At 57.9% G+C, this 23,112-nt stretch carries 26 protein-coding genes and 4 pseudogenes; 16 read left to right on the top strand and 14 right to left on the bottom strand.

All coding sequences use genetic code 11. From position 1 onward, the window contains the following. Positions 1-2 precede the first annotated feature (2 nt). Positions 3-1,457, bottom strand: a complete 1,455-nt coding sequence (locus tag JCM25143_RS02095; RefSeq protein WP_025859858.1) for an amino acid permease — start codon at positions 1,455-1,457, stop codon at positions 3-5. 146 nt (positions 1,458-1,603) lie between these two features. On the opposite strand from JCM25143_RS02095, the gene JCM25143_RS22215 reads away from it, so the two are divergent. Then, positions 1,604-1,780 carry a hypothetical protein gene (locus tag JCM25143_RS22215; RefSeq protein ID WP_159101578.1) on the top strand — a complete coding sequence of 59 codons (177 nt, stop codon included), beginning with the start codon at positions 1,604-1,606 and terminating at the stop codon, positions 1,778-1,780. A 23-nt stretch (positions 1,781-1,803) separates the two neighbouring features. Then, positions 1,804-2,415, top strand: a complete 612-nt coding sequence (locus JCM25143_RS16040) for a helix-turn-helix domain-containing protein (protein WP_051542765.1) — start codon at positions 1,804-1,806, stop codon at positions 2,413-2,415. A 39-nt stretch (positions 2,416-2,454) separates the two neighbouring features. On the opposite strand, the gene JCM25143_RS02085 is transcribed toward JCM25143_RS16040, so the two are convergent. Then, positions 2,455-2,823 carry a DUF488 domain-containing protein gene (locus tag JCM25143_RS02085; protein WP_025859857.1) on the bottom strand — a complete coding sequence of 123 codons (369 nt, stop codon included), beginning with the start codon at positions 2,821-2,823 and terminating at the stop codon, positions 2,455-2,457. 95 nt (positions 2,824-2,918) lie between these two features. After that, complete coding sequence (hmpA, locus tag JCM25143_RS02080; protein ID WP_025859856.1) at positions 2,919-4,130, bottom strand: NO-inducible flavohemoprotein; 1,212 nt, start codon at positions 4,128-4,130, stop codon at positions 2,919-2,921. Between the two features lie 82 nt (positions 4,131-4,212). Here hmpA and JCM25143_RS02075 point away from each other — a divergent pair, with 82 nt between their 5' ends. From JCM25143_RS02075 to JCM25143_RS02050, 9 genes and pseudogenes are all read left to right on the top strand, one after another. Continuing rightward, entirely contained in the window at positions 4,213-4,659 is a 447-nt protein-coding gene (locus JCM25143_RS02075; protein WP_025859855.1) for an Rrf2 family transcriptional regulator, read from the top strand. Positions 4,660-4,702: 43 nt separating this feature from the next. Then, positions 4,703-5,608: a LysR family transcriptional regulator gene (locus JCM25143_RS02070; protein WP_025859854.1), complete on the top strand. Its 906-nt coding sequence runs from the start codon at positions 4,703-4,705 to the stop codon at positions 5,606-5,608. Between the two features lie 224 nt (positions 5,609-5,832). Further along, positions 5,833-6,482 (top strand): annotated as a pseudogene (locus JCM25143_RS25040) (FUSC family protein); the annotation flags it as partial. Next, the gene (locus tag JCM25143_RS25035; RefSeq protein WP_369347345.1) at positions 6,462-7,139 is read left to right on the top strand and encodes an FUSC family protein; all 678 of its coding nucleotides are present in this window, start codon (positions 6,462-6,464) and stop codon (positions 7,137-7,139) included. The pseudogene JCM25143_RS25040 and the gene JCM25143_RS25035, both read left to right, overlap by 21 nt. Then, positions 7,114-7,401, top strand: a complete 288-nt coding sequence (locus JCM25143_RS23205) for a hypothetical protein (RefSeq protein ID WP_234394881.1) — start codon at positions 7,114-7,116, stop codon at positions 7,399-7,401. The genes JCM25143_RS25035 and JCM25143_RS23205 overlap by 26 nt, the downstream gene beginning before the upstream one ends. 121 nt (positions 7,402-7,522) lie before the next feature. Further along, entirely contained in the window at positions 7,523-8,164 is a 642-nt protein-coding gene (alkB, locus tag JCM25143_RS02060) for a DNA oxidative demethylase AlkB (protein WP_051542776.1), read from the top strand. Continuing rightward, on the top strand, positions 8,161-8,589 hold the full coding sequence (locus JCM25143_RS16030; protein WP_267879900.1) for a DNA-3-methyladenine glycosylase I: 429 nt from the start codon (positions 8,161-8,163) through the stop codon (positions 8,587-8,589). The genes alkB and JCM25143_RS16030 overlap by 4 nt, the downstream gene beginning before the upstream one ends. Then, positions 8,534-8,716 (top strand): DNA-3-methyladenine glycosylase I, encoded by a 183-nt coding sequence (locus JCM25143_RS24575; protein WP_267879899.1) that lies wholly within the window; start codon positions 8,534-8,536, stop codon positions 8,714-8,716. The genes JCM25143_RS16030 and JCM25143_RS24575 overlap by 56 nt, the downstream gene beginning before the upstream one ends. 140 nt (positions 8,717-8,856) lie before the next feature. Beyond that, complete coding sequence (locus JCM25143_RS02050) at positions 8,857-9,126, top strand: hypothetical protein (RefSeq protein ID WP_025859852.1); 270 nt, start codon at positions 8,857-8,859, stop codon at positions 9,124-9,126. A 54-nt stretch (positions 9,127-9,180) separates the two neighbouring features. Here JCM25143_RS02050 and JCM25143_RS02045 read toward each other — a convergent pair whose 3' ends face one another. Beyond that, entirely contained in the window at positions 9,181-9,672 is a 492-nt protein-coding gene (locus JCM25143_RS02045; protein ID WP_025859851.1) for a hypothetical protein, read from the bottom strand. A gap of 407 nt (positions 9,673-10,079) precedes the next feature. On the opposite strand from JCM25143_RS02045, the gene JCM25143_RS02040 reads away from it, so the two are divergent. Beyond that, positions 10,080-10,625 (top strand): DUF4142 domain-containing protein, encoded by a 546-nt coding sequence (locus JCM25143_RS02040; protein WP_025859850.1) that lies wholly within the window; start codon positions 10,080-10,082, stop codon positions 10,623-10,625. Positions 10,626-10,659: 34 nt separating this feature from the next. Then, a complete protein-coding gene (gene mobB / locus JCM25143_RS02035) occupies positions 10,660-11,205 on the top strand; it encodes a molybdopterin-guanine dinucleotide biosynthesis protein B (protein ID WP_025859849.1) in 546 nt (181 codons plus the stop codon). Here mobB and JCM25143_RS23200 read toward each other — a convergent pair. The 9 genes and pseudogenes from JCM25143_RS23200 to mobA form a co-directional block, all read right to left on the bottom strand. Then, the gene (locus tag JCM25143_RS23200; protein WP_234394880.1) at positions 11,195-11,875 is read right to left on the bottom strand and encodes a molybdopterin-binding protein; all 681 of its coding nucleotides are present in this window, start codon (positions 11,873-11,875) and stop codon (positions 11,195-11,197) included. The two genes, mobB and JCM25143_RS23200, sit on opposite strands and share 11 nt — an antisense overlap. Positions 11,876-11,877: 2 nt before the next feature. After that, entirely contained in the window at positions 11,878-12,429 is a 552-nt protein-coding gene (locus tag JCM25143_RS23195) for a MoeA family protein (RefSeq protein ID WP_234394879.1), read from the bottom strand. A gap of 46 nt (positions 12,430-12,475) precedes the next feature. After that, positions 12,476-13,396 carry a formate dehydrogenase accessory protein FdhE gene (gene fdhE / locus JCM25143_RS02025; protein WP_025859848.1) on the bottom strand — a complete coding sequence of 307 codons (921 nt, stop codon included), beginning with the start codon at positions 13,394-13,396 and terminating at the stop codon, positions 12,476-12,478. Continuing rightward, complete coding sequence (locus JCM25143_RS02020; RefSeq protein WP_025859847.1) at positions 13,396-14,049, bottom strand: formate dehydrogenase subunit gamma; 654 nt, start codon at positions 14,047-14,049, stop codon at positions 13,396-13,398. The genes fdhE and JCM25143_RS02020 overlap by 1 nt, the downstream gene beginning before the upstream one ends. Then, a pseudogene (fdxH, locus tag JCM25143_RS16020) lies at positions 14,049-14,989 on the bottom strand (formate dehydrogenase subunit beta). Before fdxH ends, JCM25143_RS02020 begins: the two are co-directional and overlap by 1 nt. 13 nt (positions 14,990-15,002) lie before the next feature. Next, positions 15,003-18,054: pseudogene (gene fdnG, locus JCM25143_RS16015) on the bottom strand (formate dehydrogenase-N subunit alpha). Positions 18,055-18,276: 222 nt separating this feature from the next. Then, the gene (gene fdhD / locus JCM25143_RS02005; protein WP_234394878.1) at positions 18,277-19,116 is read right to left on the bottom strand and encodes a formate dehydrogenase accessory sulfurtransferase FdhD; all 840 of its coding nucleotides are present in this window, start codon (positions 19,114-19,116) and stop codon (positions 18,277-18,279) included. Then, positions 19,109-19,396, bottom strand: a complete 288-nt coding sequence (locus tag JCM25143_RS23190; protein WP_234394877.1) for a hypothetical protein — start codon at positions 19,394-19,396, stop codon at positions 19,109-19,111. Before JCM25143_RS23190 ends, fdhD begins: the two co-directional genes overlap by 8 nt. Then, positions 19,390-19,749: a molybdenum cofactor guanylyltransferase gene (gene mobA / locus JCM25143_RS23185; protein WP_234394876.1), complete on the bottom strand. Its 360-nt coding sequence runs from the start codon at positions 19,747-19,749 to the stop codon at positions 19,390-19,392. The genes JCM25143_RS23190 and mobA overlap by 7 nt, the downstream gene beginning before the upstream one ends. A 244-nt stretch (positions 19,750-19,993) precedes the next feature. Here mobA and JCM25143_RS01995 point away from each other — a divergent pair, with 244 nt between their 5' ends. From JCM25143_RS01995 to JCM25143_RS01980, 3 genes are read left to right on the top strand one after another with little or no spacing between them, the layout of a single operon-like run. Continuing rightward, entirely contained in the window at positions 19,994-20,989 is a 996-nt protein-coding gene (locus tag JCM25143_RS01995; RefSeq protein ID WP_025859845.1) for a glutathione S-transferase family protein, read from the top strand. Next, positions 20,979-21,614, top strand: a complete 636-nt coding sequence (locus JCM25143_RS16005) for an alpha/beta hydrolase (protein WP_035370337.1) — start codon at positions 20,979-20,981, stop codon at positions 21,612-21,614. Before JCM25143_RS01995 ends, JCM25143_RS16005 begins: the two co-directional genes overlap by 11 nt. A 9-nt stretch (positions 21,615-21,623) precedes the next feature. Then, positions 21,624-22,541, top strand: coding sequence for a LysR family transcriptional regulator (locus JCM25143_RS01980; RefSeq protein ID WP_025859843.1), 918 nt, complete (start codon positions 21,624-21,626; stop codon positions 22,539-22,541). 51 nt (positions 22,542-22,592) lie between these two features. Here the strand turns inward: JCM25143_RS01980 and JCM25143_RS16000 are convergent. Continuing rightward, positions 22,593-22,801 (bottom strand): annotated as a pseudogene (locus JCM25143_RS16000) (TOBE domain-containing protein). Positions 22,802-23,112 lie beyond the last annotated feature (311 nt).

Genomic DNA, 23,112 nt, shown 5'->3' with positions numbered 1-23,112 from the left:
TTTCAATTTCCTTCACTCGACCCGATAAGACTGGCAGGACGCCGAACCGCCAGCACGACGCCAATACAGAACACACTAAGCAAAACAACCGGAATTAGCATGACCGAAACCAAGCTCTGATCCGGTGAGGCCGGGCGCGGCCAGACAAGATTGATCAATGCCCCAACCTCGAAACAGAGTGCAATAACCGTCAGCGGCCACCCGAAACCACCCAGACGGAACGGCCCCGATGGCACCCACCCGCCAAAACGGGCAAAGGCTCCGGCAATCAGCACCATGGTAAATGTGGTATAAATACCCGCTGTAGCAAAATTGATAACCGCTTCCGCAATATGCGGCGCAAAGCCACCAACAAGCAGAACCATACAGGGCAGCACGGTCGCCGCCAGCACGGCGGCCGTAGGCAGGCCGGTTCGCGGGTTGACGCGCGACATCGCCGCAGAAAACGGAATGACCCGATCCCGCCCCATGGAAAACAGTAAACGGCTGGTAGAGGCAATGACCGAAATAGTCGCACTGAATGCAACCAGCATGAGGCAACCAAGCATGGCAGTCGCCCCTATTGGCCCAATAGCAGCACGCAGGGCTGCATCTGCCGGGTTGGACACAGCACCCGAGACAGCGCCAGCCATATCGGGCACGGCCAGAATCATGCCAAGAGCGATCAGCAGGGCTGAACCACCACCGGCCAGCATGGTTGTCAGCATGGCACGGGGTACCTCCCGCGAGGCGTCATGCACTTCCTCGGCCAGATCGCCGCAGGCTTCATGGCCAAAAAATATCCATATTCCCAGAAGGCTGGCAGCCAGCATCGCGCCTGTGTGGTGCCCTTCTCCCGCGCCAAAACTCTCAAACAGAACACTGAAAGGCTGAAGGCGGGCAAAACACAGCATATACCCCCCGCAGACAGCCAACCCCACAAGACCCGCCCACACGCCCAGTTCGGTCATTCTGCCCAGCACTTTTGTGCCAATCAGATTCAGCGCGGCCGATAGAATAATAATGCTCAGTGCCACATAGGTATCAAACGTATTGGCGGCCTCTATGCCAATCAACGCAGCCAGATACGGCGCAACCCCTGCGGCAAGTCCAGCCGCCACGCCAACCAGCGCCAGAAAATACATCCACCCGGTCAAAAATCCCCACCGCTCCCCAACCAGACGCCTGCTCCACTGATAGACACCCCCGGCGATTGGATATTCAGACGATATTTCGGCAAAAATCAGGGCATTGACAGTATGGCCCAGCAGAACGAGGGGCATTGTCCAGAAAAACGCGGGGCCTGCTGTCGCAAGCGCATAAGAAAACAGTGCATAAAAACCCGCAAGCGGGCTCATATAGGAGTATCCTATTGAAAAATCAGCAAAAAACCCCAGAACCCTGTGAAACTGCGGCTTATAACCAAACTGCTCAAGGTTGCTGTCATCAGACTGGATGACCCGATCCCTGCCCTGCATCTTCACCTCCGTTACCGGCGGACATTGCCCCTCAACCTTTACGGTTGCCATATCGTAATAATAGAGTGAGAGCAGAGAACCGGCCTATATCCCCAAAGGGGTAGTGCGCGGATACAGACCCAAACGCCGCGGGCAAGGAGACCAGCGTGGTTAACCGGATAGATGTCCTGTCAGAAGTGGCGACCCTCGCCATAAGACACATAAATGACAGCGAGGTTTTTGCTGCAATCGAGTCTGCACTGCGTACAGTCGCGTTTTTTGATATTGCCGCGATTTTTGCCTACCCTCCGGCTGAACAGCCCGAAATGCTGCATGATGGCTGAAAGGCATTTCCCTGCCCAATGCCATGCAGGATTATCTGGCGGGTGGTTATCTGCTTGATGCTGTTTACGTAGCGTGCATGCAGGGACTGGCTGACGGGTTATACCGCCTTGCCACACTGGCACCGGATGCTTTTTTTGAGAGCGATTACTTCCTGTCGCCTCTTGTGCATCCCTGTATTTCTATGGAAAGCGGCAGTCTGGTAGAGGAAATTGCTTTTTGCACCCATGCACCTGATGGCACGGCACTGGTTTTTTCTCTTATGCGCTCCACAGGGATGGAAGCTTTTTCGAAAGAAGATTTTTCAGCACTGGAAGCATTTGCCCCCATCATCAATGCAGCGCTGATCCAGCACTGGATCAACCGGACCGAAAAAAAGGCATTAGAAAAAACTGCTCTAAATACCGAAAACCTAAACAAATCTTTCCGGGATTTTGAACGAGACAGGCTCTCTCCGCGTGAGCAGGATGTGGTGGCCCTTCTGCTACGGGGCCACAGTTCGTTATCCGCAGCAAAAAACCTTGGAATTACAGAAGGAACGGTCAAAATCCATCGTAAAAATATTTACGCAAAACTTGGCATATCGAGCCAGAGCATGCTGTTTTCACATTTCATTGCTTCGATTATAAAAAACTGAGCAATGAAAAAACAGACAGCTTATTGAGTCAGTGCTCTTTCAGGCCACCGCCTCTTCCAGATACTCCATTAAAACCCGTGCATGATTATGTTCAGTATCATGGGCTGCATAGAGCAGCGTGACCGTGCTGTTTTTCATGAGTGTAATAATCTGCTCAAGCTCGGCATTAGGCTGCGAGAGCTCCTGACGATACCGGGCCTGAAACACCTCCCAATGCGCCGGATCATGACCGAACCACTGCCGCAACTCGGTGCTGGGGGCGACATCCTTCAGCCAGAGATCCATTTTGACATCGGATTTATGCAGCCCTCTTGGCCATAACCGATCAACAAGAATCCGCACACCGTCATCCGGCTCTGCTGCGGCATAAACCCGCTTTATTCTGATATCCGGCACTCTGTGTTTCAGGGTCACAACTCTTTTTCCTTTTCCTGCCATAGGCGATGTCAGGCAGGCATCCCTTGCGGTTCCCATCATGGAAACCGCAAGGATGCGTTCTGGTTTCAGAGCACCAGATCAGGATTGGAGGCTGAGCCGAAAATTTCGTACCGGATCTGGGCTGCGGGCAGTCCTGCATCCCGCAGGGTGCCTATCATGTCCTGCATGAAACTTTCCGGCCCGCAGATGTAATACGTAGCCGTGGGGTCCACCGTCGCGCGCAGCCATTCTGTGCTGATCCGCCCGGCATGGCGGGTTACACCCTTGCCGGTTTCTTCATCCACCCCCGTATCTCGGGCGTAAAAAAAGTCAGCACTCAGAACATTATCTGCGGCAAGTGCTGTAATTTCGGGCACAAAAGCCGCCAGTTCCCGACTATCCGCACCATGCACATAGCGTATTGCACGCCCGGCTTTTGTTCCACACAGTTCACCCAGCATAGATACGATGGGGGTCAGCCCCACTCCGGCTGTCAGCAAAACAACCGGGCCAGAAGCGGATTCATCAAAGAAGAAATCACCTGCTGGATTGGCGGCCAGCAGGGTATCCCCTTCCCGCACACTCTCATGCAGCCATGGCGAGACAAGCCCAAGTTCATGTCGCCGCACGGTAATACGGTAATGATCCGCGCCGGGGGATGACGAAATGCTGTAATTGCGGCGCTGGGAACCATGGCCGGGAATATCCAGCCGGAAGCTGAGATACTGCCCGGCCTTGTGCCGGAACAGGGCACCGCCATCAGCAGGCACCAGATCGAAAGAAACAATTTCCGGGGTTTCCTGCCGCCGACTGCGCACTGTAAAAGCGCGCCAGCCTTTCCACCCGCCCGGCGCCTGCTCATGCTCGTCGTAAATCTGCTTTTCGCGCCCGATCAGAACATCGGCCAGAAACCAGTAAGCCTTGCCCCAGGCCTCGACAATCTCGGGAGTTGCAGCACTGCCGAGCACATGCCCGATCGGCCCCCAGAAGCGCATCCGCCACAAAGGATAATGCTCGGGCAGAATGTTGAGGCCGACATGCTTTTCAGCAATGCGCTCAACCATACCGCCAAGCCGCCCTAGGTCGTTGATGTGCTGGGCATAAGCAAGCACGGCCAGTGCCAGAGCCTTGGGCTGCTCCAGATCGCGCTGGTGCGACTGGTTGAACAGATCGCGGATTTCGGGGCGGGCCAGAAGGCGCTTGTACATTTCCTCGGTAATAGCCAGACCATGCGCCTTAAGGGCGGGCACGGTCGCGAGGATTATGGAGCGGGTTTTTTCATCAAGGGGGGTAGGCATGGGGTTTACGTCCTAAAGGTATACAATACGTATACCTTTTAATATCTTGGAAAACCTGTCAAGAGCGTGCATCTTCGGTCTTATGAAATTAACATTGCAGACTGATTATGCCCTGCGCGCCCTGATTTACCTTGGCGTCCGAACCGAAGGGCTGTGCTCGATCCGCCAGATCGCACAGGCCTATCAGGTCTCGGAAGGGCATATGATCAAGGTGATTCACCGGCTGGGCATGGGCGGATTTATCGAGACAATCCGCGGCCGCAATGGCGGTGTGAGGCTGGGCAGAGCCCCCGAAACCATCCTGATCGGGGCTGTCGTGCGTTATATGGAGGAAGACCTCTCCCTGCTTGCCTGCATGGAACCAGACGCAGAGCGCAAAGCTGACTTGTGTGCGCTCATGCCCGGCTGCCGCCTGCGCGGTGTGCTGTCACAGGCCATGGGGGCTCTGCTGGGTGTGCTGGATCATTACACTCTGGCCGATGTCATCACTCCGCATGAGCGCCAGCGCCTGACAGAGAAAGCGGACTGATGCACCTGCCTTCTTCCCATGACGTGCGGCGTCAGAGATTTTCGTGTTTCTCCGACAACTGACATATCTGATCGCGCTGGATCGCTTTCGTCACTTTTCCCGCGCGGCGGAGTATTGCGGCGTATCGCAACCTGCCCTGTCTGCCGCAATCCGCCAGCTTGAACACGAACTGGGTGTGACCATTGTCATGCGCAACCGGCGGGTTTTCGGCCTGACTGCGGAAGGGGAGCGTGTGCTAGAATGGGCACGCCAGAGCGTTACCGCTCTGGATAACCTGCGGCAGGAAGCCCGCTTCGCACAGGATGTGGCAGGCGGCAGCCTGTCTATCAGCGTGGTGCAACCTGCTATACAGATCATTCCGCTGCTGATGGAAAACCTGCGCGCGGTGGTACCCGCCCTGCAACTTTCCCTGACAGTCGGCCCCAATACCCAGATCCTACGTGACCTGGCCGAGCAGCGGACACAGATCGGGCTGGCCTATCTGGATCAGGTTCCACCCGATGGCCCTTTTGAAACCCACTGCCTGTATGCCGAACAGCTTGTGCTGATCGCCTCATCACGCATCCGCCTGCCCGGACGCCGCCGGTGTAGCTGGCAGGACGCAGCCCTTCTGCCGCTCTGCCTGCTGGAGCCCGGCACCCGTAGCCGCCAGATTATTGATGCGGGTTTTCATACCGCGGGGTGCGAGCCCACCGTGCTGCTAGAAGCCAATGCGCTGGAACTGCTGCATGCCGAACTGCTGGCCGGGCGGATGGCAAGCATTCTGCCGGTCGCGGCCATACCTGCGCAGGGGGACATTGCTGGCCCGCTACAGACCCGGCGGCTTGAACCCTGCCCCATGTCAAAAGTCGGGCTTGTACGCCTGCGCCAACCAGCCAGAACCGCCCTGATGAACCGAAGCTGGGACATTGCCTGCGGCCTTGTTCTGGATGATGCGCTGTCCCTTTAACACTCGCCCCTCCGGCTGCCTTTCCTGCCCCATACACCTGCGTGCAGTTTCATAAGTAATGCTTATGAACAGATGAAAACAAACACTTGGACGGATAATCCCGGCAGGCCCACCTTGTCGCTTTTTGGAGCGGAGCGGTGGCGGAAGGATCAAGAAGCGCTGGGCTGGCAGGGACAAACCTGCCCGTATGGGGCGACCGCTGGCGCTGGCTGACCGCCCCTGCCATGGCCGATCTGGGGTTTGCGCTGCGCAACACGCTGGCAGCGATGCTCTCGCTGCTTATCGCCATGTGGATGGAACTGGACAGCCCGCAATGGGCTCCCCTGACAGTCTGGGTCGTGGCGACTGCATCACGCGGGGAATCGCTGTCAAAAGCACGCTGGCGGCTGACGGGCACAGGAGTTGGCTGCGTTGCAGGTGTAGGCCTGATTGCTTTGTTTCCCCAGCAGGAAGGGCTGTTTTTTGTGGGGCTGGCTTTATGGATCGGCCTGTGCTGTGGCGGAGCACCTTTTTCGACGGTTACCGGGGTTATGGCCTGCTTGTCGCCAGTTTTACTTCAGCCATTGTTGCCGCCGGAGCCATTGAACAGCCGGATAGTGTTTTCGATATCGCTATCGCACGTGGCAGTTACATCGTGCTGGGTATTTTATGTGAATCGGCTCTGGCCGTACTGTTCCTCCCCGGTGCGCGCACGGCAGCCCGTGTTCGCCTGCCCGCACGCCTGCGCGCGCTGGTGGACAGGGTGGCCGCAGGTGTCAGCCCCTCTCCCGCTGCCTTTGATGTGGAAACAGAAAGCCACCTGCTGAGCGATCTGGTGGCCACCAACGCCCGTGTTGAATTCGATGTGCTGGAAATGGGCGGCGGACAGGGGCATGCGGCTGACCACGCCCGTGCGGCACTTGCCAACCTGCTTGCCGCCATGGCCCATGCACGTGGTGGCGCAGCCCAAACCATCTGCACGCGCGATCTGACGGCAGCGCGCCAGCATATCAGCGCCATTCTGGCCCCACCCCGGCGGGACCGCTTCCGTTTTGCCAGCCGCTCACCCCGCCATGCGGTCGAAGCCCTGCATAACGGTATCCGGGCGACCTTTGGCATTCTGGCCGCATGGCTGGTCTGGATTGTTACGGCATGGCCTGCCGGGCCTACCTTTGTCTCGTTCGTGGCACTGGTATACGGGCTGCTGGCCACGCGCGAAGTGCCTGCTCTAGCCTCGGCCGGTTTCTACCATGGAGCAGCCCTGTGCGCGGGGGTGGCGGGGGTTTGCGTCTTTCTGATAATCCCCTCCGTCACCGCGCCGGAATGTCTGGCATTGCTGCTACTTGTGCCGATGGTCATAGGTGGGCTGGCCGCCCGCTCACCCCGGCTGGTCAATCAGGCCTTTGCTTTCAACATGTTCCTGCCTGTTCTGATCGGCCCCTCCAATACAGGACGGCTGGATGAGGCTGCATTTCTCAACACGGCACTGGCTTTTCTGGCGGCTGTGCTGTTCGTGCGTTTTACCTTTGTCACCATTCTGCTTTCGTGCTGACAGCCACCTGCGGCGCACTACCGCATGGGTGGAACGCCGCCTGCGCGCCATCACCCGCACAGGCAGCCGGATTGGCGAACACCAGTGGCTGATGACGAATGCGGACAGCATGGTGCGCGCGATGCGAACCAGTCAGGGCATCCCGCATCAGGAAGTCCTGACCTATATGGACCATCACCTACAGGCGATGGTGCGGGGACTGTGGCTGATCGAACAGCGTGAGGCACGCACACCACCCCAGACACCCGACCACACGCCCTGAAAATTGCGATAAGCAGCCTTGTCTGTGGCATTCGGCGCGGACTGTTACCATGTTAAAGGCAAGGCTTGGCCAGCATGGGCGCATGCCGCACCAGCCCACAGCATGGACGCATATTTTTACAATGCTGCCTGATCTCTTTGCCTTTGAACGCCGCCGGACCGACCTCGGGCCAGAAGCCGCCATCCTTGGCGGTTTTGCCCTTGATCAGGCCGATATGCTTCTGGAACAGGTCGAGCATCTTTCCCGGCTGGCACCATTTCGCCATATGCAGACACCAGGTGGCCGACACATGTCCGTAGCCATGCTCAATGCAGGCTCACTAGGCTGGATTTCAGACCCCTCCGGCTATCGCTACACACCAATAGACCCCCAGACAGGGCTTGCATGGCCACCCATACCACCCCTGTTCATGGAACTTGCCAGCAGGGTTGCACAGGCTATGGGTTTCAGCGCGTTTGTACCCGATGCCTGCCTCATCAACCGCTACGCGCCGGGCACCCGCCTTTCTCTACATCAGGACCGGGATGAGCAAGACCATAACGCGCCCATCGTTTCGGTCTCGCTCGGTTTGCCTGCAACCTTTCTGTGGGGTGGGCTACAGCGCAATGACCCCACAGCACGCTACCGGCTGACCCATGGCGATGTCGCTGTCTGGGGAGGGCCGTCACGTCTGGTGTTTCATGGTATCACTGCCCTCAAAGAAGGCATGCACCCGCTCACGGGCGCATTGCGCTATAACCTGACGTTCCGGAAAGTACGATGAGCGACACCCTAACACGCTGCCGCTGGGCGCAGAACGACCCCACCCAGTGGGTCTATCATGACAGGGAGTGGGGTGTGCCGGTACGCGACAGCCGAACATTATGGGAAAACCTCATACTGGATGGTTTTCAGGCCGGTCTTTCATGGCGCACCATCCTGCTCAAGCGCGAGGCATTCCGCCGGGCGTTCGAGGGCTTTGATCCAGCCCGTATCGCAGTTTACGGCGAAAGCGATATTGAACGGCTTATGGCCGATAGTGGCATTGTCCGCTCCCGGCAGAAAATTACCGCCACCATCCGCAATGCCCGGGCCTACCTGACCATGCAGGATAATGGTGAGGATTTTTCGCATTTTGTCTGGAGCTTTACCGATGATCAGCATCATGGGTCAGGGCGATACGCACAGCCCCCGCTCCGCACAGGGTGATGCGCTCTCCCTCGCCCTGAAAAAACGTGGTTTCAGCTTTGTGGGGCCAGTTATCGTACATGCGTGGCTACAGGCCTGCGGGCTGATAAACGATCATGAAACCGGCTGCTTCCGGCATATGGCATGATACAGACCGGCAATACGGCCAGACGCATGAAGCCAGAAAAAACACGCATGACCAGCAGACCACGCCTTGCCATTCCATATACACTAGGCGTGCTGCTTTTTCTGCTTTGCGGATGCGTAGATGATCAAGGCCGCGGTGCCATGCACGAGGCTGTATCGCAGTGTTTCGCGGCTTATCCGTTCAAAAAAGGCAGTGCTTATGAGCGCTTTAACTGCATTGCTCTTGCGCACCAGCATTATGGCCCAGCAGCAATGGGGCCGGGCTACGGCCTGATAACTCAGGTGGATCAGGCATCGCTGAGCATTGGTCAGGATGTCGATTCCGGTGCGCTTGATCTGCCAGAGGCGGAAACAGCCCTCCACTGGGTGACCATCAAGGCGCAGCAGGCAGCACAATACCCCCGTAGCTAAGCCCTGCCCCCGCCCGAACACTCGTTACGGGCAAGCGCTTGAGCAGAGCACCCCTTACTTGGTGCGCGGAATAATCGCCGGTTCGGAGGAAGTCTTGTCAGGATTGACCACAACCCCGCCCGACTGGGTAGAATAGGTAGCCGAGGTGGACTGGTTAGGTGTTGTCGGTGAATGGAACGCAGAAACCCCGAACACACCCCCGGCCGAGGACTTCATCGTGCCTTCAGGCTGGCGGGCGCAGCCACGGGTAATAATGGAGCAGATCCCGTCTGTGCCAATAATCTCGTCGTTATTACCGGCATAATGCACATCCGACACCCGATCATGATCCAGACGGATTACGGCTGTGCAGGATGTACCCCCACCACCGCCAAGCTGGGCAACGGTTGTGACAATATCCCCTACCGGAATAAGGGTAGACCCCCCAAAGCTCGGCTGCGGCTGGGTGCCGGTATAGACAAAAATCTGTGTCGTATCGTTAAGCTGCTTGGTGGAACTGGGCAAACCGGCACAGGCCTGAAGGTCATACGATGTCATGCCGATCATAGTGACCTGCGCCTTGTGAGCCGCCCGCGAATCAAAATATCCACATCCACTCAGGCCAAAAAGCGAAAAGGACAGGCACAGCGCACTCACATTACGATACTTCATCTACCGGGGTCTCTCCACATTCTGGCCTGTTGGCAGGCGCACCATAACGGACCTGTCTGGTCAACTTAATGCGCCCTTTCCACCAGATGCAACCCTTGCGGCCACATGAACAGGCGCACCAACCCGACCACGCGCCCCAATAGGGCCGGGGCGGCACATAATCTTCTACCCCAGCATTGCCTTCCGCTGCCCGAGCCATCATCATGGGCACTTAATCGTCAAGGCCAGCAGGCCGGGGTGGTGCAGGCATGCCCCGCCCGACAGCGTTACAGAGCAAAGACTTCAGGGAGACACCGCCGATCATGTCAACAGCATCGCGCTTCAGGCTGCACGCCCTGCTGCCCCTCATGACATCGCTGCTCGCGCTCGGTGCCTGCACCCATGCACAGCCGCCAGCCCCCCCCCTCCCCCCGCTGAAAGCGACTGTTGCAGCGCTCACGCCAGCCGATATTGCCTTCGTGCAGCAGCTCAACACCATGAACATCGTGCAGAGCGCTACCGCCGCCAGTGCCAAGACCAATGCAGGCCGCAGTGACCTCGCAACACTGGGTGCGACCATCGCGCAGGACACCACAGCCCAGCAGGCTACCCTTACAAAGCTGGTAGCCCCCCATACCATCACGTTGCCTACTGCGGCCCCCAAAGAAGACCAGAGCGTCATCAACCGGCTGAAAACACTCCATGGCGCGGCTTTCGACCGCCAGTATATCCGCTACCTCACCCGTGAAATCGCCCGGATGAAACCGGTGCTCGATGCTGAAATCATCGCCTCATCCAATATGGATCTGGTCAAACTTGCAAAAGACATCAACACAAAACTGGCTGCCTATCAGGCGCAAATTCAGTAACCACGGCATTTGCCAAATGCCAGTGACCCACCGCATGCCAGTTGCTCGCACACAATCAGTCTTTGGTATAACCGGGCGCAGCGGATCAGGAAAAACAACGCTCATTACGCGTCTTTTACCGATTTTTCTTGAAAATGGCATGAAGGTTTCGACTATCAAACACACCCATCATGGTGTGGATATGGACCAGCCGGGCAAGGATACGTTCCTGCACCGGCAAAATGGTGCGCATGAAGTCATGCTGGCAACCCCGCAGCGATGGGTGCTCCAGCATGAAATGGATCACCCGCCCTCCCTGACCACGCTTTTACAGGCCATGAGCCCCGTGGACCTGATTTTAGTGGAAGGCTTTCATGCGACGGTTCCCGCCAGTCTGGAAGTCTGGCGGCCTACTACACAAAAACCCCCGCTTTTTCCCGATACAGCAGCGATTTCCTTGGTGGTGACAGACAGCCCAAGCATACCGCAACACCGGCCTGACCTGACCTTCATGGCGCTAAATGCTCTTGAAGGCATTGCTGCATTCATCAGAAAAAATGCAGCACCCATAGTGCTGGATCAGGCAGAACCTACGCGTTGAGCGCGCTAAACGGTATCATCCGCGCCCAGTCTTCCGCCTGCACCGCACAGCCCGCCTCAACCTGCATAACCCCACAAGCGCGAGTCAGGCACTGGATGTCCGACGCCCCGACCGAAGGCACAAGGCTGAAACGGGTTTCACCCCCATCATTATGAGCCGCAACCGGCAGGAAGCACGTTGCATCCGGCGGCGGCATATAGGCAAACTGGCTACGCCCCATAACGGGCATACGCGGCTGCAACTGCGCGGCACAACCGCTCATGGCGGCCAGAAACGGCACGACAAAAAGCTGGGCGCATAACGCCGCCGCCCCCGGATTGCCCGGCAGGCAGAACACAACCGTCTTGCCCACCTGCATGACCGTCATGGGTTTGCCCGGCCGCATGCGAACCCTACGGAACAGACAGGATGCCCCCATCCGTTGCAGCACAGGCAGGACATGATCTGTCTGGCCGACAGAAATCCCCCCTGTCGTTACCACCACGTCCGCCTGTTGCAGACAGCGGCGCAGAGCATTTTCCAACTCGTCAGGATTGTCCGAGGCCGCAACCTGTCTGGTCACACACACGGTTTCGCTGCGCAGCATGGCTTCGAGCATGTGTGTATTCAGTTCCGTTCGGCCATCTTCCGCCTGACAGCCAAACTCCGCCCCATTGGCTAACACGCTCACGGTCAGGGGCCGGTAAACCTGTACCGCCGTCTTGCCTGATCAAGCAGCAAGGGCACATGCCGCCAATCCAACTTTGCACCCCTTTCAAGAAGGCATTGCCCTGCCGAAAACTCTTCTCCTGACCAGCGGATATTCATGCCCGGCTTGGCAGTAACACCCTCCGCCAGAACGACATGGCCACTCACGAGTGCTGTCCGCTCCCGCGCCACCACGCAATCCGCTCCATCAGGAATACGCGCACCCGTCAGGATTTCAGAGGCAACACCGGCAGCAAGGGGAGCAGGTCTTGTACCCGCCGCAACATAACCCCGCACCGGAAGACCCGCCGCACCAGCCTGCTGCATCTCCCCAAGGCGGAAGGCATATCCATCCATGGCGGAAATATCGACCTCTGGCCGGGGGCTTCTGGCCTGCACATCTTCCGCCAACACACGGCCACAGGCCTGCAGGGGGGTAACGGTTTCCACCCTGTCGTGCAGCAACCGGTTGAGTGCGGCAGTCAGAATAGCCTGTGCGGTATCATATTCAACCATACAGGGTGTATCGTCCGACATTCAGGCTCTCTCGTTTCTTATATCCGGTTTTCTATCGGGCCCGAGTTTATCCGGGGAAGGCAAAAGGGTTAAAACCAAAACCAGAAAACCCTTCCTGCTCTACAAGATCATCCAGTATCTGGCTGACGAAATTACCCGATACTGCCTCCAGATCAGGGTCGTAATCCAAACGATATACGTTGATATAGGTTTCGCACTCACCGCAGACTTCTGCCTGTTCGGGGGCTTTTTCATAAAGTGAATAGTGCTGAATATCAGCCGAAGAATGGCAGTTTACACAGACACCCCGCACCCGGTGCCAGCGCGTCTCACACAGGCTGCATTGCAGATAACGCAGGCCCTCGCGGTCGCCCCCGAGCACAAGGCTTGCGACCGGCGGTGCTCCGCAACAGGGGCAATGCGTAGCCTGCCCGATACCAGCCACCACTTCATGCTGGCTCATGGCCTGCGCCCAGCACACGGACAAAGCTGCCCACAGAATAACCGCCAGCCCCGGATCAACCTGATCATACTGCCCACGCAGCAGCAGCGCAGCCTGCCCGCTCAGGGTGGCGGGCGTATCCAGAGCGGCTATCAGCGCCGTTGCGACCGATGGCTGCAAGTGAGGCCTCAGGTCTTCCATCAACTGCGCGTAGGCAGATTGCCAGACAGTCAGGGCCAGAAGCGTGTCTTCAAGACCTATCTGCCCGTAACCATCCTTTGCCAGATTACGGACAATCGCAGCATCTGCCGCGTTGAGGGGAAACTGCTCGACAAACTTTTTCTGCCCATCGACCAGATGCGCCAGAAAAAGAAAATATTCGCTGTTCAGTAACGGCGTATTTTCTTCTTCGCTTTCCGTCAGCGCGCGCAGTTTTTCCGCACGCCGTGTGTAAAGGCGATCAAGCCGGGGAAAAATCAGCGGTTCTATGGCCGCCACACCCGGTGTCCGCTTGTCCAGCGGAACAATGTCGGAATCAGGCCGCATCAGGAATGAGGCTTTACGGGCGTGGTGTCTTCAGGGGCTACTTCCTCGGCATACCATCTGTCATGATGCTGACGTGCCCAGGCGCGCGAAACATAGCCGGTAATCATGCCCGTAATGGACCCGCGCACCCACAGCCCCATGTAAATATGCCCCAGCACCAGCAGGATCAGTGCCAAAGCCGCCGCCGAATGGGCCAGAAGGGCAAGCCTGATAACCGGAATGGGAAAATACATGGCAAAATAAGCGCGCCAGATCACCACCCCCGTCACGAACAGCGCGCTGATCAGCGCCATAATGCCCCAGAACAGGATTTTCTGCCCGGCATTATATTTGCCGATCTGGAGTTTCTGCCCATGCCGGTTCAGCAGCACATCGAGAACATGGCGGAACCAGACAGCATCGGTACGCACCGGCATGTTATGATGCACAAAGCGCACGAACATGCACATCAGCAGCACAAATACCGCCACCCCCAGAAACGGGTGCAGAATACGCGCAAGCTGCGGCGGCCCGAGCACGCTGCCCAGCCAGTGCAGGCTCGGGAAAAACCACGACAGACCTGACATAGCGACAAGAAAGAAGCAGCTCACCATTGTCCAGTGGAGCAGACGGTCACCAAACTTCGTGCGCAGCACGCGATTATCAGTATCCATCACGCATCTCCCGCTTTGTCTGAAGGCCCGTTATCGGGCTTCTGCTCCGCCGGGTCTGGCTCCGGCTCCTTATGGGGTGTTTCGTCCGTCTCATTGGGGCCAACCCCCATGTAATGGGCAAAGGCCCCGGCCACAGTTGCGACAAAACCAAGTGCACCGAGTGGTTTGAGCACTCCTTCCAGCCCCGCACAACAGGGCTGATGGTCGGGTCGGCTGGCAGGCGATGATAAAGCTCTGGTTTGTCAGCGTGGGTCAGCACGTACATGACATGCGTGCCGCCAACACCCGGCGGGTCATACAGGCCTGCACCATTATGGCCACGCCCTTTGAGTTCATCCACGCGGTCTGCCGCCAGATCCTTCATTTCTGCCTTGGAGCCGAAAGAAATCGCGCCTGTGGGGCATGTTTTCACGCAGGCTGGTTCCTGCCCCACTGCCACCCTGTCTGCACAAAGTGTGCATTTATAGGCACGGTTATCCGTTTTGCTGATACGCGGAATATCAAACGGGCAGCCTGCCACGCAGTAACCGCACCCGATACATTGGTCGGACTGGAAATCGACAATACCATTGGCAAACTGCAAAATGGCACCGGGGCTCGGGCAGGCCTTGAGGCAACCCGGGTCCTCGCAATGCATGCAGCCTTCCTTGCGTAACAGCCATTCCAGCTTGTCGCTTTCGTCTTCCACCTCGTCAAACCGGATGACGGTCCATGTTTCAGACGTCAGATCGGCGGGGTTATCGTAAATACCCACATTATGCCCGACCTCATCGCGCAGGTCGTTCCATTCGGAACACGCGACCTGACACCCCTTGCACCCCGTGCAGAGGGAAACATCGATCAGCTTGGCCACCTCGGTTTCATGGCTGCGTGCCTGTGGCGCAGGTGTAAAACCGTTGGTGGCGGAGCGTCTGATAATATCCTGTGACTGCATGCCCATTGTTCAGCGCTCCTCAGACTTTCTCGACATTAACAAGGAACGCCTTGAACTCCGGTGTCTGGGAGTTCACGTCTCCCATGGCCGGTGTAAGCGTATTGGCCAGAAAGCCCTTGCGCGTAGCCCCCTTGAAGCCCCAGTGGCAGGGAATACCCACCTGATCGAGTTCCTGACCCAGCACATTCAGCCGCTTGAGCCGCTTGGTCACCACGGCCTTGGCCTCGATATAGCCACGCTGTGAGGAAACGCGCACCATATCCCCGGCCGCAATACCCAGCTTGCCCGCCAGACGATCACCAATTTCGACAAACTGTTCGGGCTGCATAATGGCGTTCAGCCGTGAATGTTTTGTCCAGTGGCGGAACAGCTCCGTAACGGAATAGGTTGTGGCCACATAAGGGAACTGTTCAGGCTTGCCCATGCGCGACACGTCATCAGGGAACATGCGTGCAACCGGGTTGTGCCGCACGGTCTTGCCCAGTGCGCCGCCCATAATGGGGCTTTCTGTCGGTTCGTAATGCTCGGGGAACGGGCCATCCACCAGCCCCTTGCGCGAGAACAGGCGCGCCACGCCTTCGCTCTGCATAATAAAAGGTCCAACTCCGCTGGCCGGCGGCGAGGTAGGCGGATAATCCGCCACATCGGCCCCTGTCCAGCGCTGTCCGTTCCATTCGATAATCTGGCGGCGCGGGTCCCATGGGCGGCCTGCGGGTCAAGAGAGGCGCGGTTATAGAGCAAACGCCGATTGGCTGGCCACGCCCAGGCCCAGCCCGGTGTGTTGCCAAGCCCGGTATCAGTATTGTCGCGCCGGGCCATCTGGTTGCCTGCCTGCGTCCATGACCCGGCAAAAATCCAGCAATAGCTGCTTGTCGTGCCATCATCTTTCATAACCGAGAAATCAGGCAGCAGCTCGCCCTTGCGCACGACAACCGCGCCAGACGCATCCTGAATATCGGCCAGAGCGTACCCATTGGCTTCACGCGCCACTTCTTCTGCCGTGGGCTCTTCAGGGTCGCGGTAGTTCCACTGCATGTTCAGCACAGGCTCGGGGCATACGCCGCCTTCCTTGGCGTAAAGAGCGCGCAGCTTGGTAAAGATCGTGCCCAGAATACGGCCATCGCCCCATGCCTCGCCCGGCGGTTTCGCCCCGGCGAAGTGCCATTGCAGCCACCGCGCGGAATTGACAATGGAGCCATTTTCCTCGGCAAAGCAGGTGGAGGGCAGACGGAAAACCTCGGTATGAATCTCTTCGGGTTTTACGTCGTTATACACACCCTGATTCTGCCAGAAATTGGCTGTTTCCGTATCAAGCGGGTCGATCGTGACCAGAAATTTGAGCTTGGAGAGCGCATCGCGCATCTGGTTCTTGTCTGGCATGGCGGCCAGCGGGTTGAAACCCTGCGCGATATAGCCGTTAACCTTGCCCTGCCCCATCAGGTCGAAATAGGCCAGCATGTCATAGCTGCGATCCCATTTGGGCAGCCATTCATAACCCCAGTTATTGGCAGCGTCGCATGATCGCCCCAAAGGGTTTTCATCAGACTGACAAAGAACTTGGGCGTATTGTGCCAGTAATTGACCTCACCCTGTTCATCAGCCTTGGGGGTCGTGTCCTGCAGATAGGTATCAAGTGTCTGCTGGCTGTCCTTGGGCAGGTTCATGTAACCGGGCAGGCGGGTGGAAAGCAGGCCCAGATCGGTATAGCCCTGAATGTTCGAATGGCCCCGCAGGGCGTTCATGCCACCACCGGGCATACCAATATTGCCCAGAAGCATCTGAACAATGGCGGCCGTGCGAATAATCTGCGAACCATTCGTGTGGTGGGTCCACCCCAGCGCGAACAGGATGGTGGAGGTGCGATCGGGAACACTGGTGGCGGCCAGTGTTTCGCAAACATGGAGAAAATCCTTTTCCGGCGTGCCGGTTATCTGCGAGACAAGTTCAGGCGTGTAGCGGCTTGCGTGTTCACGCAGCAGGTTCAGCACACAGCGCGGGTTTTGCAGCGTGGGGTCTTTTTTCGCATAGCCCTGCTCATCACGCTCATATTCCCACGAGGCCATGTCATAGCTGCGGGTTTTCGCATCGTACCCAGTAAACAGCCCATCATGAAACTGGAAATCATCCCGCACGATCAGGGCTGCATTGGTATATGCCGCAACATATTCATGCTGGATCTTGTCATGGGTCAGCAGGTAATTGACGACACCGAGCAGAAAAGCGGCATCGGACCCGGCCCGGATTGGCGCGTAGAAATCCGCCACCGCTGCACTACGGTTAAAGCGCGGATCCACCACCATCACATGTGCGGCGTTGCGGATCTTGGCTTCCATAACCCATTTGAAACCAACCGGGTGCGCTTCCGCCGGGTTGCCGCCCATGATCAGCACGACATTGGCGTTCTTGATATCCACCCAGCTATTGGTCATGGCCCCACGGCCAAGGCTTGAACCGAGCGCGGAAACGGTTGGCCCGTGGCAAAGCCGGGCCTGACAATCCAGCGCTACAATACCCAACGAGCGGGCGAACTTGAAATCCAGCAGCCCTGTTTCGTTACTGGCGGCGGAAGAAGCCAACATGCCGGTGCTGACCCAGCGGTTGACACGCTCACCTTTCGCGTTGGTCTGGATAAAGTTCTTGTCGCGGTCATCCTTGAGCAGACGGGCGATGCGGTCGGTCGCTTCTTCCCAGCTTATGCGCTTCCACTCCTGACTGCCGGGCGCACGATAGGACGGGTATTGCAGGCGGCTTTCGCTGTGAATGAAGTCGACCAGCCCGGCACCCTTGGGGCAAAGGGAGCCACGGCTTACGGGGTGATCCGGATCCCCTTCGATATGGAAAATGGAAGGCTTGGCGTTTTTTGCGCCGTCTCCCAGAGAATACATCAGAATACCGCAGCCAACCGAGCAGTAGGTGCAGTTATTGCGTGTCTCACGCGCGCGGAGCAGCTTGTACTGCCGCGTTTCTTGCGCCTGCGCGCGGGGCGGGACAAACCCCAGAGCAATAGCACTGGCACCCGCGACGCATGTGCCGGTGTTCACCAAAAACGCTCTGCGCCCAAGGCTCGTCATAAGGATGTGTCCTGTTATTCTGATCGCTACAAAATGGATAATATTTGAAACACGTACGGTTTACTATGTCTTTGATCCTAATCAAGACATTGTGTCTTATAATTTCAAATTTTAAGAATACCGTCACTTTATCTATATATAGGGAATTATAGTGATTAACTTGGTACTATTTCCCCCAATACCCGGATACTGGCACTTTTAACCTCCCCACACCTGTTTTCCCTATCGCCCAACCAGACGCTGCCCCCCACAAAAGACAAACTGCCTGTGCGGCCGCGCAATGGCGATTACGGTCTGGTTCATGCTTTCAGCCAGCCGCAGAGCCCGGCCCGTGGGGGCAGAAACCGCCACAACCATATCCATGCCTGCCCGCACGGTCTTGAGCGCCATTTCAAACGAGTACCGGCTGGTGAGCACGCATATTCCGGCTGAAGGCCGGGCATGAGCGCGCATGCGCGCACCAATCAGTTTATCCAGCGCATTGTGCCGCCCGATATCCTCACGGATAAGCAGAATCCGCCCCTGTGGGTCAGCCCAAGCCGCACCATGCACCATACGGGTTGCGGCATTCAGCGTCTGGCACGCCTCAAGCGCGTGCAGGGCATCCAGCACGGCCTCAGCGGCAATTTCTCCCCCCCATGCCAGCGGCGCGCAGCCCACATCCTCAGGGGTAGGGACATCATCGCTCCCACACAGGCCGCAGCTCGAATGGCCTGTCTGGGCACGGGGCCTGCGCCGGAGCAGCAGAGTAAGCCGCTCTCCGGTTATGACGATATGCAATGCCAGACCATCGCCCTCATCCACCACCCTGACAGAACGGATCTGCTCCACGCCCTGCACAATCTGTTCGGTCAGGCAGTAGCCAAACGCGAAATCCTCCAGATCATCAGGCGTCAGCATCATGGTGCCGTGTGGGAAAATATCGTTGAAAACCAGCCTGACTGGCACTTCATCCGCAACATTGAGTGCAACTGGCGCATCGGGGCTGTCCAGCGCTGTCACGTCCAGCGTTTCAAACAGGGGGCGCAGGGGCGAAAGCCGCGTGCCGGAACCCTCACCCATTTCTGGCTACATTCCGCATGGTGTTCATCATCTCCACGGCTCTTTCACGCTCCTGCCCGGTATTGACATTATGCAGCACCACGGGGCTAGGGGCTGGTACAACCCGTGTGGCCTCCCCCACCAGCACCCGGCGCGGGCTCAGCCTGCCCGCCGCCACCTGCTGACCCAGCAGCTCAAGGGCCACAGGTTCCCAGATCGTGCAGAATGGTTCGGGCAGGCCATCATGCTCACTCCTGAACGCTACCGCATGGTAGCGGGGCGCGCGCTGCGCGATCAGCACATCAAGCTGGCACCGTCCATCAGTGGCATATCACAAGCCAGCACCAGCCACGCCGCGTCAGGATACGCCGTATGGGCCGCAACAAGCCCCGCAATAGGCCCACACCCCTCCAGCGTATCGACAATGGCAGGATAGTGCCGCCGCAACGGGTCGTTACGCTGCGCCTCACGCAACGAGACAAAACAGGATGCCACCCGCGGGCTCAGCAGGGTAAACGCCCGCACAAGCTGCGGCTGGCCCGCATATGGCAGGGCGGCCTTGTCCGTGCCCATGCGCTGACTCTGCCCCCCAGTCAGCACAAGCCCGAACAATGGTGCGCTCAGACCCGACAGTGATGCGCATCCGGTGTTCATTGAATGGCCCTTTGTTTTCTGAAAACCTTTTATCCCACCTGAACACTGATTGCATGCCCTTTCATCGGCAGGATGTGGCCACCCCCATTCATTCCTTTACGGAAGAAATGCAGTGCCATTCGCCCCGATACTCAGCACAGGCAGGAGAGCCTACACAGGGGTTCATACAGTATGCGCCTGAAACACAAGTCCTTCAGGGCCGTTTCAGCCATATGGTCCCCCAATACAGGAACAGAGGCCCCCTATGCTCGTGGATGGAAAATGGGTTGAAAACTGGCAACCCGTGCAGAACAAGGATGCAAAGGGCGGTTTTGTCCGCCAGACCTCATCCTTCCGAAACTGGGTAACACCGGACGGACGCCCCGGTCCGACCGGTACGGGTGGGTTTACCGCCGAAAAAGACCGCTACCACCTGTATGTGGCGCTAATCTGCCCATGGGCCTCGCGCACACTGATCGCACGCAGGCTGAAAGGGCTGCAAGAGAGCGTGTCCCTGTCTGTGGTGGAACCGTTCCTGACCGATCAGGGCTGGCGCTTTGGCGATTATCCGGGGGCCGACCAAGACACACTCAATGGCGCCACGTGGATACATGAGCTCTATACCCGTGCAGACCCGCATTTTACCGGCCGCGCAACCGTGCCGGTGCTGTGGGACAAGAAAACCCGCACCATCGTCAACAACGAGTCCGCCGATATTGTCCGCATGTTCAATGCCGGTTTTGGGGCTCTGGCCTCGGCTGAATACGATCTGTACCCCATAGCCCTGCAACCCCAGATCGATACCCTGAACGACAGCCTCTACCAGCGTCTTAACAACGGGGTTTACCGCGCCGGGTTCGCCACAACGCAGGAAGCGTATGACGAGGCCTTTCTGGATGTCTTTGGCATGCTCGACACGCTCGAAGCCCGACTGAGCCAGCACGATGGCTGGCTTGTGGGCAACACACTGACGGAAACCGATATCCGTCTGTTTGTCACACTGGTGCGTTTTGATGCCGCCTATCATGGGCTTTTCAAATGCAACCGCCGACGGATCGCGGATTACCCAGCTCTCAGCCGCCACCTTGAGCGCATGCTGGCGGTGCCCGGCGTTGCGGAAACAGTTAACCTCGATCATATCAAAACAGGCTATTACTCGATCAAAGCCCTCAACCCCACCACCATCGTCCCGCTCGGGCCTGATCTTGCCTGGGCACACTATCTAAGCCCTACGGCACGCGGAAAGGGCTATCAGCCATGAGCCGCGGCTTATCATTCTGCTCCACGGTGTTGGCAGCCACGGGGCTGCTTTTGCCCCCGTTATCCGGCAATGGTCCACCCAGAGACCAGACCTTGCCTTTGCAGCCCCCGATGCGCCCTTTGCCTTTGACCATGCCCCAATGGGGCGGCAATGGTTCAGCATTCAGGGTGTGACAGACACCAACAGGGCAGAACGGGTTGCCTCGGCCCGCGCCGCGTTTGATACGACCCTGCTGGCCTGCATGGATGATGCCGGTCTGGCGGGTCAGCCAGAGCGCGTGGTGCTGGTCGGGTTTTCACAAGGTTCGATCATGGCGCTGGACGCGGTTGTTTCCGGCCGCTGGCCCGTGGCCGGAGTGGTGGCGTTTTCTGGCCGTCTGGCCTCACCACTCCCTTACACGCCAGCCCTGCATACCCCCGTATTGCTGGTGCATGGCGATGCGGACCCCATCATGCCGGTAAGGGAGGCCTCCCGCGCAGCACAGGCGCTGGAGCAGGCAGAGGTAGCCGTCAAAACCGTTATCCTGCCCGGTGTTGAGCATACACTCTCCGCAGAGGGCGTTGCGCAGGCGGCCGCCTTCATTCACACTTGCCTGCCTCCGGCATCAGCGGAGCCTTTAGCCTAGGGGCCATGTATGGTTGACCGCATCAGTCTGGACCGTCTGTTCGTCTCCGTTCTCGAAACAGGGAGTTTCGTCGCGGCGTCCGAGCGCATGGGGGTCAGCAGCGGTCAGGCCTCCAAAATGCTGTCCCGGCTTGAAACCGATCTGGGTGTCCAGCTTATCAAACGCACCACCCGGGCTCTGTCCCCAACGGAAATCGGGCAGGTTTATTACGAGCGTATCAAAGTTCTGCTCGAACAGCGTGATGAGCTGGATGCCTCCATACGCAACACCAGCGGCGCACCCTCCGGCCGCCTACGCATAACGGCTCCCATGTCGTTCGGCTCCGCCCAACTCATGCCCGCCCTGCTGGACTTTGCCGAACGCTACCCGACCCTGAAATTCGATGTCAGTTTTTCCGACCGTCTGGCTGATCTGGTCGAGGATGGCTTTGACCTTGCCGTGCGCATTGGCCAGTTATCAGACAGCAGCCTGATTGCCCGCAGGCTTTGTGATGCCCGAATTGTCATGGTTGCCTCTCCCGCCTATCTCGAAGCGCATGGCACCCCCACAACACCCGAAGACCTGACGCACCACGAATGCATTATCGACACCAATTTCCGTAACCCCTATAGCTGGCCATTCCGCAATACGGTATCGGGCCAGTCCATCACCATTCCTGTTACGGGGCGGATTACCCTTTCCAATGGCGAGGCCTGTCTCATGGCGGCTGAACGCGGACTGGGCGTGGCACTACTGCCCAGCTTTATTGCCGGGCCAAAACTGCGCGAAGGCAGGCTGGTTCCCCTCTTGCTGGATGCGCAGGCCCCACCTCTGGGCGTGCATGCGCTCTACCCGCCTGCCCGCCATCTTGCACTGAAAGTGCGGGTATTATCGGATTTTCTGGCCGATTATTTCAGGGGTAGGCCCGAATGGGATGAGGGGTGGTGAACATCACCGGATATTCACCTGACTTATGCAGCCTGTCAGAGACCGTAAGCCTTACTCAACCCCTACCATGACATCCGATGCTTGATAACGGCATAAGCGGAAGCGCCTTGTGTCAGGGCGAGATCGGCCACGGCTTCATTGGTGATGGACGCCATGAGCACTACCCCGCCGCCGATTTCGATACTGACATGCGATGTCGTGGCCCCTTTTTCAATTTTAACGACGGTGCCTTTGATCTGGTTGCGCGCGCTCAGTTTCATGATCATCTCCCTGAAATTTTTACTCAATCCGGCTCCTGTTGAGAACAGACTGATTTTATCGGGTCTTTTCCTGACCGGCGGCCATAGTGCCACACACCATACGCGGGGAAACACAAAATTTGGCCGCTGGCGTGCATATCTGGCAGGCAGGCGGGCACGCCGCCATGGGCTGCACCCTACTGGCAATACTGCGTGTATTACGCAATCCGGGCAGGCGACTATGCGCTGGGCAGATTAAAGAATAGTAAAAACAGAAAATCATTTGCCAGAAACAATTTGTTTTACCATTTCCACTGGCGCGATTAGTATCG

The sequence above is a fragment of the Acetobacter papayae JCM 25143 genome, assembly GCF_000613285.1.
GTDB lineage: Bacteria > Pseudomonadota > Alphaproteobacteria > Acetobacterales > Acetobacteraceae > Acetobacter > Acetobacter papayae.
The sequence above is the reverse complement of the archived record's forward strand: the minus strand, read 5'-3'. Positions and strand labels throughout refer to the sequence as shown.

Bases quoted from the DNA above. Each gene is read 5' to 3' on its own strand.
- JCM25143_RS02095 (WP_025859858.1), bottom strand. From the start codon at position 1,457: ATGCAGGGCAGGGATCGGGTCATCCAGTCTGATGACAGCAACCTTGAG.
- JCM25143_RS16040 (WP_051542765.1), top strand. From the start codon at position 1,804: ATGCAGGATTATCTGGCGGGTGGTTATCTGCTTGATGCTGTTTACGTA.
- hmpA (WP_025859856.1), bottom strand. From the start codon at position 4,130: ATGCCTACCCCCCTTGATGAAAAAACCCGCTCCATAATCCTCGCGACC.
- JCM25143_RS02075 (WP_025859855.1), top strand. From the start codon at position 4,213: ATGAAATTAACATTGCAGACTGATTATGCCCTGCGCGCCCTGATTTAC.
- JCM25143_RS25035 (WP_369347345.1), top strand. From the start codon at position 6,462: ATGGGCGGCGGACAGGGGCATGCGGCTGACCACGCCCGTGCGGCACTT.
- alkB (WP_051542776.1), top strand. From the start codon at position 7,523: ATGCTGCCTGATCTCTTTGCCTTTGAACGCCGCCGGACCGACCTCGGG.
- JCM25143_RS16030 (WP_267879900.1), top strand. From the start codon at position 8,161: ATGAGCGACACCCTAACACGCTGCCGCTGGGCGCAGAACGACCCCACC.
- JCM25143_RS24575 (WP_267879899.1), top strand. From the start codon at position 8,534: ATGATCAGCATCATGGGTCAGGGCGATACGCACAGCCCCCGCTCCGCA.
- JCM25143_RS02050 (WP_025859852.1), top strand. From the start codon at position 8,857: ATGCACGAGGCTGTATCGCAGTGTTTCGCGGCTTATCCGTTCAAAAAA.
- JCM25143_RS02045 (WP_025859851.1), bottom strand. From the start codon at position 9,672: ATGATCGGCATGACATCGTATGACCTTCAGGCCTGTGCCGGTTTGCCC.
- JCM25143_RS02040 (WP_025859850.1), top strand. From the start codon at position 10,080: ATGTCAACAGCATCGCGCTTCAGGCTGCACGCCCTGCTGCCCCTCATG.
- mobB (WP_025859849.1), top strand. From the start codon at position 10,660: ATGCCAGTTGCTCGCACACAATCAGTCTTTGGTATAACCGGGCGCAGC.
- JCM25143_RS23195 (WP_234394879.1), bottom strand. From the start codon at position 12,429: ATGTCGGACGATACACCCTGTATGGTTGAATATGATACCGCACAGGCT.
- fdhE (WP_025859848.1), bottom strand. From the start codon at position 13,396: ATGCGGCCTGATTCCGACATTGTTCCGCTGGACAAGCGGACACCGGGT.
- JCM25143_RS02020 (WP_025859847.1), bottom strand. From the start codon at position 14,049: ATGGATACTGATAATCGCGTGCTGCGCACGAAGTTTGGTGACCGTCTG.
- fdhD (WP_234394878.1), bottom strand. From the start codon at position 19,116: ATGGGTGAGGGTTCCGGCACGCGGCTTTCGCCCCTGCGCCCCCTGTTT.
- mobA (WP_234394876.1), bottom strand. From the start codon at position 19,749: ATGAACACCGGATGCGCATCACTGTCGGGTCTGAGCGCACCATTGTTC.
- JCM25143_RS01995 (WP_025859845.1), top strand. From the start codon at position 19,994: ATGCTCGTGGATGGAAAATGGGTTGAAAACTGGCAACCCGTGCAGAAC.
- JCM25143_RS01980 (WP_025859843.1), top strand. From the start codon at position 21,624: ATGGTTGACCGCATCAGTCTGGACCGTCTGTTCGTCTCCGTTCTCGAA.